General features: G+C 63.7%; 10 protein-coding genes and 3 pseudogenes. 2 read left to right on the plus strand and 11 right to left on the minus strand.

Annotated elements, in window-relative coordinates; translation table 11 throughout:
- Positions 1 to 188: hypothetical protein (locus MBENS4_RS25695; RefSeq protein ID WP_039389367.1), on the plus strand; the 188-nt coding region annotated here is incomplete at its 5' end.
- Between the two features lie 191 nt (positions 189 to 379).
- On the opposite strand, the gene MBENS4_RS05710 is transcribed toward MBENS4_RS25695, so the two are convergent.
- Entirely contained in the window at positions 380 to 604 is a 225-nt protein-coding gene (locus tag MBENS4_RS05710; protein WP_039389368.1) for a tautomerase family protein, read from the minus strand.
- A 147-nt stretch (positions 605 to 751) separates the two neighbouring features.
- On the opposite strand from MBENS4_RS05710, the gene MBENS4_RS05715 reads away from it, so the two are divergent.
- Positions 752 to 2,368, plus strand: coding sequence for a winged helix-turn-helix domain-containing tetratricopeptide repeat protein (locus MBENS4_RS05715; RefSeq protein ID WP_052322024.1), 1,617 nt, complete (start codon positions 752 to 754; stop codon positions 2,366 to 2,368).
- A 561-nt stretch (positions 2,369 to 2,929) separates the two neighbouring features.
- On the opposite strand, the pseudogene MBENS4_RS24625 reads toward MBENS4_RS05715, so the two are convergent.
- The 10 genes and pseudogenes from MBENS4_RS24625 to folE all read right to left on the minus strand — a co-directional run.
- Positions 2,930 to 3,358 (minus strand): annotated as a pseudogene (locus MBENS4_RS24625) (transposase); the annotation flags it as partial.
- Positions 3,359 to 3,715: 357 nt separating this feature from the next.
- Positions 3,716 to 4,276 (minus strand): hypothetical protein, encoded by a 561-nt coding sequence (locus tag MBENS4_RS05725; protein ID WP_144400853.1) that lies wholly within the window; start codon positions 4,274 to 4,276, stop codon positions 3,716 to 3,718.
- Positions 4,277 to 4,450: 174 nt separating this feature from the next.
- A complete protein-coding gene (locus MBENS4_RS05730) occupies positions 4,451 to 6,523 on the minus strand; it encodes a hypothetical protein (RefSeq protein WP_052322026.1) in 2,073 nt (690 codons plus the stop codon).
- A 35-nt stretch (positions 6,524 to 6,558) separates the two neighbouring features.
- Positions 6,559 to 8,247: a hypothetical protein gene (locus MBENS4_RS05735; protein WP_052322027.1), complete on the minus strand. Its 1,689-nt coding sequence runs from the start codon at positions 8,245 to 8,247 to the stop codon at positions 6,559 to 6,561.
- 99 nt (positions 8,248 to 8,346) lie between these two features.
- Positions 8,347 to 8,877, minus strand: a complete 531-nt coding sequence (locus MBENS4_RS05740) for a TPR end-of-group domain-containing protein (protein ID WP_144400854.1) — start codon at positions 8,875 to 8,877, stop codon at positions 8,347 to 8,349.
- Positions 8,878 to 9,485: 608 nt separating this feature from the next.
- Positions 9,486 to 9,659 (minus strand): annotated as a pseudogene (locus tag MBENS4_RS26470) (IS5/IS1182 family transposase); the annotation flags it as partial.
- 69 nt (positions 9,660 to 9,728) lie between these two features.
- A pseudogene (locus MBENS4_RS05750) lies at positions 9,729 to 11,251 on the minus strand (cryptochrome/photolyase family protein).
- 42 nt (positions 11,252 to 11,293) lie between these two features.
- Positions 11,294 to 11,443 carry a DUF2256 domain-containing protein gene (locus tag MBENS4_RS24635; RefSeq protein ID WP_084591969.1) on the minus strand — a complete coding sequence of 50 codons (150 nt, stop codon included), beginning with the start codon at positions 11,441 to 11,443 and terminating at the stop codon, positions 11,294 to 11,296.
- Positions 11,444 to 11,445: 2 nt separating this feature from the next.
- Entirely contained in the window at positions 11,446 to 12,411 is a 966-nt protein-coding gene (locus MBENS4_RS05755; RefSeq protein ID WP_039389371.1) for an NAD(P)/FAD-dependent oxidoreductase, read from the minus strand.
- A gap of 2 nt (positions 12,412 to 12,413) precedes the next feature.
- Positions 12,414 to 13,043: a GTP cyclohydrolase I FolE gene (folE, locus tag MBENS4_RS05760; RefSeq protein ID WP_052322328.1), complete on the minus strand. Its 630-nt coding sequence runs from the start codon at positions 13,041 to 13,043 to the stop codon at positions 12,414 to 12,416.
- Positions 13,044 to 13,115: the final 72 nt, after the last annotated feature.

Raw genomic sequence — 13,115 nt, forward strand, 5'->3', positions numbered from 1 at the left:
GGCTTGCCGGGCATGTCGGCGACACCGACGCCCTGCGCGGGCTGAATGTGGTCATCGGCCACATCAAACCATCGCTCGCCCCGGCCAGGGAACCTGCGGCCCAGACCATCGCTTACGAGTTGGAGGAGAGCCGGACGCTACCCGTGCGGTTCTGGATCGCACGTCAGGGCAAGCGCCTCGCATTTTGAGCAACGGCAAGGTGTAACAAGGGCGTCCTAACCCGGGATCCGCGTAGACGAGCTCGAGGCGAAGCGGACACAGCCAATCAAACCTGGAACGGACAGGCCGCCCGCAATTCCGGGCCCCATTCCAGCGAGTCCAGAGAGATGCGGCCGCACGCTTCGGCGCGGCCGCATCATCCCGGAAAGCGCGATCGCGTTCAGGCGGCATCCCTCCCCGCGAGCGCATGGACATCCGCCGCGCCGAGGGGCTGGCCACCAATGGCCCAGTCGCCCTGCTCGACTTCCATGATGCGGACCCAGGTCACCTGGCGCAGAGCCTCGCCTTCCACATCGATCATGGCCTGCGTCACCTTGTCGATCAGGGCGCGCTTCTGCTGGGGGGTGAAGACATCCTTGATCACATCGATTGTTACGAAAGGCATGTGTGTTCTCCTGTTTAGATTGCGGCGCCTTGCGTGGACACCGTTCGTTGTTGGCGATCGCAATCTACACGCGGATTTCGGCCAAGCTTGACGTTCCCATGAAGATGGCTGACCTTTGTGTGAAGATTTGCCGCAGAAGGGAGGGGCGTGGTCGAATTCGAACCTCAGACCTATCTGTTCGGCCGTTTCGAGCTCGATGCGGCCCGCTTCGAATTGCGCCGCGCCGGCGTACCTGTTCATGTTGAACCCCAGGTTCTCTCACTGCTGCTGCTGCTGACCGAGAACCGCGCGCGGTTGGTTGGCAAGGTTGAGATCATCGCGCGGATCTGGGATGGGCGGATCGTTTCGGAATCCGCGGTGGCGGCTCGCATAAAGGCCGCGCGCAAGGCTGTGGACGACGATGGCACCGCCCAGAAGGTGATCCGCACCGTCCATGCCCGGGGTTTCCGCTTCGTGGCCGAGGCTGACACCCTCTGCTCCGGCGCGGCCAAGGTGGCCGCCGAGGTCGTGGTTCCCCGCCCCCAAGCCCGCGATGCTCTCCAGGGTGACCCATTGCAGGCTCGCCGCGAGCCGGGTGAAGGGCGTCCCTCGATCGCGGTCCTGCCATTCCAGCTCGTCGGTGAGGCCGGTGCGTATCAGGTCGTGGCCGATGCCCTGCCCGCAGATATCATCTTCGACCTGGCGCGATTTCCCTGGCTTTTCGTCATCGCGCGCGGTTCGAGCTTCCGGTTTCGGGGAGGCGATGTGGACCCTGCAGAGGCCGGGCGCCAGCTCGGCGTGCGCTATTGCCTCACCGGGTTGATGGAAGGGACCGCCAGCGCGCTGATCATCACGGTCTCGTTGGTCGAAGTCGCCAGCGCAAGGATCGTCTGGAACGAGAAATACGACCTTCCGCTTGGCGAGTTGCAGACGCTGCGCCCCGAAATCGAAACGAAGATCGTTGCTGGACTGGAGATCCAGATTCCCAGGAACGAGGTTCGGCTCGCACGTGCAAGACCGGCCTCGGGCCTCGATGCGTGGGCGAGCTTTCATCTCGGTCTCGACCACATGTACCGCTTTACCCATGGGGACAACACGCAGGCCGCACGCCTCTTCCAGCGGGCGCTGGAATGCGACCCATGGTTCGCAAGGGCGCTGGGAGGGCTTTCCTTTACGCATTTCCAGAACGCCTTCCTGCGCTTCGAGGGGGATTTCGCGGCCGAGACACAGGCCGCACATGCGCTTGCGCAGCGCGCGCTAGAGGCCGATCGCCTGGATCCTTTCGCGCACTTCAACATCGGACGCTGCTTCTGGCTGGAAGGCCAGCTGGAGCAATCCATCGCCTGGTTCGATCAATGCACGGGCCTCAGTCCCAACTTTGCGCAAGGCGTCTACAACCGCGGCCTGGTGGCCATGATGGCGGGCCAGGCCGGAAAGGCCGATGCGGACTTGGCACTGGCTCTGAAGCTGAGCCCGCTCGACCCGCTTGGCTACGCCATGGTTTCGGGACGCGCGCTTACCCATCTCCAGTTTGGTGAACTTGAGGAGGCCGCCGATTTCGGCGTTCGCTCGGCGATGATGCCCGGCGCGCACAAGCACATTGCCCTGATCGCGGCGCTGACCTTGCACCTTGCCGGGCACTGCGAGCAGGCGAAGCTGTGGCTGGCCCGTGCGAAAGAGCTGGACCCGGCGCTCGATGCGAGGGCCTTTTTGGCCGCGTTTCCGTTTGCGCCGACCGCCGCGCGCGAGATCATCGAAAAAGGCCTTCGCGACCTGGCCTTGTGAATGCGTCTTACCGCGCCTGATTGCGGATCGTCGCCAGAATCCGCCGTGAGCAGGCGGCAGGAGCTTCCGGGATCGCGAAGATTGTTTCCCCCTTGCGCCGCATACGCTGGCACAACCAGTGGACAGCCTTACGGTGGCAGTCCGTAAGCCGGTGGCGATCTTCGCCATCGCAAGCGCGTTCCCGGACGTCTATGCGGGCGTGATAGACGCCCTCGTCATCGGGGCCGCGAAGCGCAAGCCATGAAGAGAAGCGGCTCCACTCCCCTTCGGGCGCCGTGCAGCCCTCGCGGCAGGAAGTGAAAGGCCCGTGGCCAGGATGCAAGCCGTGGTCGCGCGATAGAAGGTGTTGGCCAGGTACATGAAAGTCTCCTTCTCTCGAAGTAGGAGGGGCAATTGGCGAGGCATTTCCCGGACCCGCTCCCGCCCAATCTGGAGAGTGGCCGCTCGGTCAAAAATTCAACCGGTTCCACAGTGACCTCGAAGTCGCTGCGCCAGCCCTCTTCGATGGACTTGACGATCCGCCGCGTGCACTCGGCATGGCTTGGCGGGGACATGCGTCTAGCAGATTTCCTTGATGCGCTTCTTCAGAAAAGGCCGGATCAGTACGGCGGGACTGGTAATGATAGGTCGAACGATCAAACGGCAGAGCCGAACATGCCCTGCGGATCGTCACCTACCAATCCTGCCGAATCGCGTCGATAAGCTCACGCTTCCGATCCGGCCTTAAAGCTTTCGCTTGATGACATCCTGCAGCATCCCGCGATCCAGCGTCAGGTCCGCGACGATCTTCTTCAGACGTCCATTCTCATCCTCAAGCTCGCGTAGCCGACGCATCTCCGATGGCATCAACCCAGCGTACTTCTTCTTCCAGTTGAAGTAAGTTGCCTGGCTGATCCCGGCCTTCCGGCAGATCTCCGCAACTGGCGCGCCTTCCTCACCTTGCTTGATCACGAACGCCTTCTGCGCGTCCGTGAACTTCGATGCCTTCATCACACGACTCCTTGCCCAGCCAAGGAAATCTACAGCCCAAAACTCTAGCTGCGAATGGTCCAAGTTTCAGGTGGCAGAGCAGCCAAAGGACTCTTCCTGATCCCCGAAGAGGTGGTTGAACCTGACCAATTCAAGGTTGCACGAAAGATCCAGACCCACCTTCGCACATCAAGGCCGTCGGGAGAGCGGTCACATCATCAAAGCCCATCGGTGGGGCAGATCTGATGGGCCAATTGACACCATTTATGGAGGTTTCCGGACGCAAGCGCCCGCAAACCTCCACACGGTGTGAGCTTAGCCCTCACGCGATTGGGCGCACCCTTCCGCCAAGCAAAGCGTCATATGAACGGCAGAATGTCACTCAGCCGCCGCGAAGGTAATGGGGCGAGGCTCGGTCGTTTCGGCTTCGGGCAGCGGCTTGATCTTGAGCGCCGTCATGACCTTGGGCAGAGCGGGCGCGATCTTGGTGAATGCGCTGGCCTGCATGGAGAGCAGGCTACCGGCTGTCTTGAAGTCCCCAACGCGCTTCATCAGTTGAGGGTTCGAGCCCACGCCGCTGATCATGCCCGGCGCCTGACCGGCCAGACCGACATTACGATAGGCCCCAAGAGCGAGGTTCGCGACGGCTTTGGCGATCCGTTCCTTTTGCGCAGAGCTCGCAGATGCATATTTGCCTTGGATATCGCCGGAAAGGTCCTTGGACGCGCTCAGAACGGCGAGGTCGCTCTTGAAACGTTCCTTCGACGCGTTGACCGCGCCAATGTCCTTGGATTCGCTGATCGACGCGATTTCGGCCTTCTGGGCAGCCATGTCTTCCCGGCCGCGCAACGCGTCTGCAAGAAGCTGCGCCGAGATCATGACGTTCTTCGTCGAGAGAACCGCGCCATTGAGAAACCCGTCCGCATCGCCCTTGGACACGCTGCTGCCCGAGGAGCCGCCGCCCAGCGCCTTCTTGGCGAGGCCGCCGAACTGGGCCGAAGCGGCGACCGGCATCGCGAGCACGGAAAAGGCAACAAGTGCCGAAAATGTCTTACGCATAGTCTTGGATTTTCTCCGGTTGGAAAAATTGGGAAACGGGGATGGCAGGGCTTCTCAACCCTGCGGCTTGAGCATCGTGGCGGCCTTCGCGGCGAGGGGCAGGATCTGATCGACCAGGTCCATCTGCAGACGTCCCGCCACAAATTCAGGCGCCGTGTCCGGGGGCAAAGGTGTGGGCGTGAGTGTCACGCCCAGACCACCTGAACCGATCGGACGTGTGGACGCATCACTCCCGGCGTGGAGGGTGTAGCCAACGGAGACCTGATAGCCTCCGGTGTCGGGCACAATGGCGATCACGGGACGGAAGCAGGCATCGATCTGCGCACGCTTTGCAGGCGCATACGTCGACCAACCCGCAAAGCTTGGTGCGAAGCGGGCAAGGTGTGCGGCAAGGGAGGTCGGACGGATCGCGGCGGGCATGTTCCCGACGATCAGCGAGGGGGCAGCACTGCCGTAGACCGGCATCCCGATCTGGCCTCGATCATCCACGCTCTGTCCGGAGGGAGAGGGGCATTCGCCCACCGCCAGCCGCATGGCGGGGGGCACGCCGCCGCTTTCCAGTTCGACAACGTCATGCCCCTTCAGTTGAAGTGGTTGCACACCGCTGTCGACGGCCTCAATGCCCTTCGCGCTGGCCGTGCGGGTCGTCACCATTCCGATGGGAACCATCACATCTCCAGCGACGCTCGAGAAGCCGCGGACCGGGTGCAGGACTTGAACAGTCGTCCCTGCTCCCAACAGTCCCGCGGCATCGGCGATTTCGAAGGTGCCCTTGCTACCCGAGATGGGGAGGGTTGCCGGTTGGGGCCGAAAACTCGCCATCTTGCTGGCCACATCGACGAGCGCGTTGCGCAGCACCTCGTCGCTTCGCTTCTCGGTGGGAAAGCGCACACCGTGTTTCACCTCATCCCGGATCAGGCCACGGCCCTCCCAGGCCGCGACGGCGCGCCCGGAGGCGTCGACAAGAGTGACGAAAGCGAGAGCCTCGTGGCGTTCGACTGTGACACCACGGACACGACCTGGCCGTTCGACGTGACCAAGCAGGACGAGACGGACACTTGCAACGTAGTCGGGCAGGGAACGGTCATCGAGATCAAGGTTGGAGCCTGCTCCGTCCAGAGCGAAGCGCCTCAAGTTGGAAAAGGCCGGATTCACAGGCACCGGGGACAGTGCAGATCCCGCGCCCAGTTCACCCTCGAGCACTTGGGAGAGCCACTCTGGGGCATAGCCTTCCGGCGCCTCTTCGACCGACACCAGAACGCTGGGACGAGCTAGCGCCGCGACCGGAGCAGAGGCCGTTCGTGAAAGGACTTGCCCCGTTTGGTAGGATCCAAGGGCGCTGGTGACGATGGCATAGTCGGCTCCAGCCTGCACGATCGTCCCGGTTCCTCCAATGCCATCCCCGCGACGCAGGCCGGCATCCCGGCCCTTGCTGATCACATACCCCTTCTGACTACCACCAAGGCTGACCTCGCCAACAACTTCGGCGCGCTGCGCATATGGCTTGAACTCGGCGCCAGCCTGCGCGACCAGCGCGAGCATGGCCGCACGAAGGTGTTCGGGAAACTGTGCGAGCAGTTGCGTATCGACGTCGCCGGTCGCAAATGTACCCTCGACGATCGTGGTCCGGCTACGGGTAAAGACAACCTCGCCGCTGGAAGGATTGGTAATATCCAGGGTGAGCGTGATAGGTGTATAGGCATCGATGCCGACAGGCCGCCTGACCAGCGCCTTGCCCGCCCGACCAAGCCGCAGCGAGACCGCCAGCGTCGATCGCAGCCGTGCTGAAGGCGTGGCGCCATCCGGCAGGTGGGCACCGAACTCGGCCTCGACTTGAGAGAAGTTCGAACTCACGGCGGCTGCGAATGCACGTCCGATATCGATACGTTGCTCTTCGCCCAGTGCGGGGCAATAGACCGGATCGATCATCGATCCCTCGATCTGGCGCGAAGGGGCATCCCCACTGCACGTCCCATCTTCGAAGCCGTAGAGGGCGGGAGCGGCCCAGAGCCAGGGATTGTCACCATCCGCCAAGGAAGCTTCGCCTGCGCTTGCAAGGCCGGGAAAACCGGCACTTGTGAGTACCAGTGCCGCCCCGGCCGCGAGGGGAGCCTTCCAGCGGGCCATCGTGACGCCTCTCCGAGAGGGTTTGCAGATCCGCTTCATGAACCGGCTCCACACGCGGACAGGCACATGGTGATTGCGCGTCCCTGAACGTTCGACTGCATGGCGGCAAAGGCAGGCTTGCGGCGCAGTTGGCCGAAGAGCGCGAACTGCAAGGGCATGGCGCCCGCGTAGCGCACCGTCACGCGAAGTTCCTGCGCGTTCGATGAAACGAATTCCTGCAGATCGGCCCCCTGGGTTGCCGCGATAGCGTCAAGCAGGTCCTGCTGCAGGTTCATGTCGAGCGCGGCGGCGTGCAGAACGAGGGTGTAGTCGGCAAGCTGGGTCGAATCCTGGCCCTTCGCCGCGCGAGCCTGGTTGCGCCAGTAGCGTTGGATTTGCGGTCCCAGTCCAGCCGCGGCCAGATCGGCAAGCTTTCGGGTCAGGACGGAGGCGCAGTCCTCCGGGCTGCTTCCGGTCGCGCGGGCGGGAAAGGTATTGGACGCAATGACGCGCCCATCGGCGCTGGCCGCAGCGCCTGCATCGAGGTTGCCCGAGCACAGCAGGTAGCCACTTGCCGGATCACGCCCTTCCTGGGTGACCGTAAACGATCCCCCCATGAAGAAGGGGGTGTTGCGCGCCTTGAGACTGCGCAGAAAGCCCTCGAAGGCCGGGTCCCGCTTCAGGTCGTCGTATTGTGGCACGCCGGAGGGGAAGTAGGATGAGAGTGCCATCCAGGCGTCTGCCGGCTGGACGTCGTACTGGAGGAGCCCCCCGTTGAGGCCATTGCGGATGGCGTCTCCATCGACACTGCGCGGCGGTTGCTGATAGACGACATGCGAACGGATGTGGACGTCGTCGTGAACTTCGGCGGCAATGTCGGTTTTGTCGCGGTAGGATGACGAGGCGGCATAGGCGCTGGAGGCCTTCGTTGCGCTCGCCGAGGATGAACGGCTTGCCGAGGCGCGCGCTGCCGAAGCCGAGTGCGCACCCGCGCTCGAGCCTTGATACTGTCCCGCGGCCGAACCATAGGCATTGGCCGCGCCATAGGCGCCAGCCCCCTGCGAGCGGAATGCGCCCGAGTCCTGGCTGCGAGAGGCCGATGACGAGGAGCGACTGGATCCCGCGGCGTGGCGGTAGCTCGAGGCGGCCGCTTCCTTGGAGGAGGCTGTCTCTTCCGACTGATCGGAATAGGAGCCTCCGGTCCTGCGGTCGTATTCGTAGGTGGTTTCAGCAGGCTTGGAATAATCGCTGGCGGTTCCGGTCGCGCTGTCGATATAGACAAGGATCAACTGGCGATCACCGTCCGCGCGCTGCGAGGAACTGTCGATCCCATAGTCCGAGAGCATTCCGGCGAACCACGCCCCGTCGATATCGGCAGTCAAATGAACCACGAAATCATTGCCGAGACGTTCCGAGGTCTGCGCGTGGATCATGTCATCGCGGATCTGTCCGGCCATTTCCTCGAGCATTTCGGGCGTCACTTCGGAGAGGCGATCGCCACCGATCGTACGTGTCAGCATCGCGCGTACAATCGAGCGTCGAGCCTCGAGGTTCGCCAGGGCCTGGACGGAGGCGCTGTCTTTCGTGATCAGCGCCTTGCCATTGCCCTGAACGGTATCCGCGCGCGCCGGAAGAGCCGCCGCCAAGGCGGCCGTCGCGATGAAGCCGAGGCCAAGGCCGCGTGTGAAGGGGGCGCGCGCAAGCGCTGACGCACGACGAGGCGCACGCCGGATGGCATGGTTCATAGAATGGCTCCGATTACAGAGACTGTGCCTGGCCGGCAGGACGATCCAGCCGGCCAAGGCTACGTCAGAGGCGGGCCGACATGGCCCGGAAATCGTACTTTAGAAATCAGTATCGAGAACGACGTCACCCGCTTGAATATGCGTGCCGCCGCCAGGCTTGTTCGAGATGCTCACGTCGCTTCGATAAGCGCGTTTCGCCGTGGTGCCTTTGGAAGGCTCCGCCCTGGTGTAGGCAATGTCGGCAATTGCCGCGAAGCGCTCCGAATTCCGCATCTGCTCGAATGCGGGATCTTCCAGCCTTTGTGCGGCATTGGAAACGCCCAGTTCGATTGATTTCCGAAGAGCATCAAGGGCAAGGCCTTCGTTCGAAGCCAGAGCTTGAGCCCGGGCAAGTTCGAAATAGGCATCCGGGTCCGAAATATTGCGATCCACTTCGGCCTGAGCAAGCTCCACCGCTTGGCCGAAGTTGCGTGCAACGATTGCCGCGCGCACCGCATCGAGACCACCGGCAGACGGTGTCGACACCGCTGCGGAAGGGGAACCATTGTCGGAATCTTGATCCTTCGGGCCACAACTGGCCAAGCATGCCGCCAGGCACAAGAGCACACCAGAAGACGCAACCTGCTTCACTCTATTCAACCCCTAAGTTACTTCGTACAGGCGCTGCCCACCGCCTCGCGCCACACTTCAATCACGCCATGTGAGGGGGATTTCCCCTCACATGGCGTGATTGAAGTGAGACCTGAACTATCAAAAAAACGTTTTTTTGCAGAATGACTTGCAAGATTTCCCTTAGTTTTAACTCAATTGGGTCGGCAAGTGAAAAATGTCATCTGACATGAAATTTGCGCGAGTGACATCGAGAGAGGGAGTGCGGAGCGAAACCCAGCCAATCGCGTGAAATCGGGACACCGATCGGCGCAGGGGCGCCGCTTCTCAAAAGAGGACTTGTAATGGTGTCGCGTGCATTCTTGCCGCCTGACGGAGAGAGGTCCTACCGCATGGCGAAATGGCGGCTTCCCACGCATCTCACCACCGCCCGGCTCTAAATTTCCATCTGGAACCCGACGGACCGCGCCCTTGATCATCCAATCGCCCTCTGAGCGACCAACCTCGGCCCCCCGGCACTTCAAAGCGCGCTGTGCGTCGGCGCCGCCAGGCTCGTAACTCGTTGATCAGACACAGAATGGCACGGTCGCTACGAGAGCCTGGGCTGAGATGAATATGGTCTGGCAGAGGTCGTAGCGGGTGGCCAGCAGCCACTGCGCCTTTGGCAAGTCATCAATCAACGCCGGGGCCCCAGTGCCATCGCTGATCTGGCCCGCCGTAATGAAGAAGCTCAAAGGCCGTCCGATGGCATCTCTAGCGGCAGGGAGCTTGGTGTGCGTACAGCCCCTGGTCCGTCCGATCAGGAGAGCCAGTCTGCGTACGACACGGCGTGTCTCAAGCGATTGCATGAGTTTGCGCCCTAGAGCAGGCGCTCATGCGCAGCCCGCGAGGAATGCGCGCGCCTGCGCGAGAATACCCTCCCGGCTGTCCTCGTCCTGCCGGTCCCAGTTGCGGTAGGTCAGCGGCATGCGGTGATTGTCGCCCAGCTTGTCGCGGTGACGCTCGAGGAAATGCCAGTACAGGGCGTTGAAGGGGCATGCCACGGGGCCCACCCGTTCCTTCACGTTGTAGGCGCAGGTCCCGCAGTAGTCCGACATTCGGTTGATGTAGGCCCCCGAGGCAACATAGGCTTGGAACCCAGAAGGCCGCCATCGCCGAACTGGCTCATGCCCAGCGTGTTGGGCAGTTCGACCCATTCGTAGGCATCGACATAGACCTGCAGGTACCATTCGTGGACCTGCCTGGGATCGCAGCCGGCCAGAAGCGCGAAGTTCCCGATCACCATGAGCCGCTGGATGTGATGCGCGTGCCCCGTCGCAAGGGTCTGGCCGATCGCCTCGCGCAGGCACTGCATGTCCGTCTCGCCCGTCCAGAACCAGGCGGGCAGGTCCCGGCGGTGGTCGAGGAAATTGCGCTCCACGTACTCAGGCCCCTCGCGCCAGTAGATGCCGCGCACGTATTCGCGCCAGCCCAGGATCTGCCGGATATAACCTTCCACCGAATTGATCGGCGCCCGACCCGCCCGGTATTCGGCCTCCGCGCGGCGGCACAGGTCGAGCGGGTCGAGCAGCCCGGAATTGAGGTAGGGCGAGAGGATGGAGTGCCACAGGAACGGCTGGCCCCGCAGCATGGCGTCCTCGTAGCGGCCAAAATCGGGCAAGGCGTTGGCAAAGAAGCTCGCCGCCTGCCGATCGGCATCGGCGGCGGTGACCGCGTAGTCGAAATCCTCCAGCGATCCGGGATGGTCCGCGAACCTCTCGGCGACGAGGGCCAGCACCTCGCGGGTGATGGCATCGGGCTCGAAGCGTAGCGGCCGGGGCATGAAGAGGTCGGCGTCGGCCGGCTGGCGGTTGTCCTTGTCGAAATTCCAGTGCCCGCCCGCAGGCTTGCCGTCGTCCAGCAGGAGCCCTGTCTTGCGGCGCATCTCGCGGTAGAAGAATTCCATCGTCAAGGCCCGGCGGCCCTCCGCCCAGTCCTCGAACTCAGCGTGCGAGCACAGGAAGCGTGTATCCGCACGGATATCGACGGGCAGGCCGAACAGGGTCTGCCAGCTTTCCATCATGGCCGCCACGCGCCATTCCCCCGGCTCGGTCACGACGATGCGCTCCGGGTCATGGCGCGCAATGGCGCGGGCGATCTCGCCTGTGAAGCTGTCACTGGCCTCCGGATCGTCGAGGCGTACGTAATCGACCGTGTAGCCTGCCTCGACCAGCGCCTGCGCGTGATGGCGCATGGCTGAAAGGATATAGGCGATCTTCTTCTTGTGATGGCGCACGTAGGTCGTCTCGTCCGCGACCTCCATCATCAGGACGACGATGTCCTTGGCCTCCATCCCCGCAAGCGAGGACAGGTCGAACGAGAGCTGATCGCCCAGCACGGGCACGAGTGTTGTCATCGGAATTTCCTGAAGGCCGCAGCGTTGCTGGTGTGCATGCGGCTAGGGCGCCTTGCGGTTCTGGCGGCAGCGGTCCGAACAGTACTTCACCTCGTCCCAGACGCGCGCCCACTTGCGCCGCCAGGTGAAGGGACGCCCGCAGGTGAGGCAGGTCTTGCTTGGCAGATCGGCTTTCTTGCGCATCGTGGCCATGGCTAACCCGCCCCGTGCAGGGCCGCCGCCTGGGTGATGAGCTCCGGCAGGCTCGCGCGCATCTGATCGGCGAGCCGCACGCCCGAAAGCCAGGCCCCTTCGACCGTGGGCGCGCGGCACCAGTCACCGCAGGCCCCAAGGTGCTGCTCCAGGTTCCACAGGACCCGGCCCGACTGCCCGTAAGGTTGGGCAAAGCGCCAGCGGTGCGCCTTCAGGAAGGTCGGCGCGGGGAGTTCCGTGCCGAGCGCCTGCGCGAACTCTGCGAGCATCCGCTCCGCAACGTCCTCAGCCTCGCATTCCAGGTTCGCGCGCGACCACGCCGCGTTGGCATGGAGCACCCAGCCGTGCGAGGGCCCGCGTTCCGGCTTGGAGGCGTTGCACGCGAGCACGGAGAAAATGCCACGGTCCGCCATGAAGGAACGGGGCGCAGGAATGTCCCAGGGGAACGCGACCATGACCGACCAGCAGGGCGTGGAACGCACCGAGGCCGCCTCCAGCCCGGCATCGAGATCGTGAAGCGACAGGAGCGGCGCGGCCTGCTCGGCCGGGACGGCGACGACAACGCTGTCGAACGGCTCTGCGTCCAGGCCCTCCCCTTCGATCCTCCAGCCGTCCTCGCCCCGAACCAATGCCTGGACTCGCGCGCCGAAGCGCACGTCGAAACGCTTGCTCTGCTCGGCGACGAGGGTGGCCATGGTGGGAACGCCGACCATGGCCCCGCGCGGGCCGCCGGGCCAGCGCGCGGCACAGCCTGCGTCCTGCCAGCGCGCTACCTCCGCCTGGAAATCAGGCTCGCGCGCGGTGAAGAACGGTGCCCCGAGATCCCACGAGGATATGTCCGTCACGACCGAGGTCAGACGCCCTCCGGGACGGCGCCCCTTGTCGAACAGGACGATGTCGGCAAGCCCCGACAACCGCCCGGCGCAGGCGAGCCCGGCCATGCCCGCTCCCACGATGGCAATGCGCATGGTCAGCCCTTGCCCCCGCCGATCAGGGCCAGGACCTCGCGGCGACGGCCCGCATCCTCGCGGAAGCAGCCGAGCATCTTGCTCGTCACCATGTCAACGCCGTGCGTGCGCACGCCGCGGCCCGTCATGCAGCCATGGCGGGCCTTGATGACGACCGCCACGCCCAGCGGGTCCAGATTGTCCCGGATGCATTCGGCGATCTGCGCAGTCAGGCGCTCCTGGATCTGGAGACGATGGGCAAAGCCGTGCAGGACGCGCGCCAGCTTGGAGATGCCCACCACGCGGTTACGCGGCAGATAGGCAATCGAGGCCGTCCCCGTGATCGGCGCAAGGTGATGCTCGCAGTGCGAATGGAAGGGAATGTCGCGCAGGAGCACGACTTCGTCATAGCCCCCGACCTCGTCGAAAGTGCGGCCCAGATGGACGGCCGGATCTTCCGCATAGCCCCTGCCATATTCCTTCCAGGCCCGCCCGACGCGCGCGGGCGTATCGAGAAGGCCCTCCCGATCAGGGTCCTCCCCCGCCCAGCGCAGCAGCGTGCGCACCGCGTCCTGGACGTCATCGGGCACCGTCTCGCGGGTGTCTTCCACCTCCTCGTCACAGACATGATCCGCGAGGAAGGCTGCATCCATGATGTTCATGATATCTCTCGTCCGGTTTCCCGCCGACCCGGCGCAGGTGGCTTTCTTCCGGAAAGGTTCTAG

Origin of the sequence: Novosphingobium sp. MBES04, assembly GCF_000813185.1 — a bacterium.
Classification (GTDB): Bacteria; Pseudomonadota; Alphaproteobacteria; order Sphingomonadales; family Sphingomonadaceae; genus Novosphingobium; species Novosphingobium decolorationis.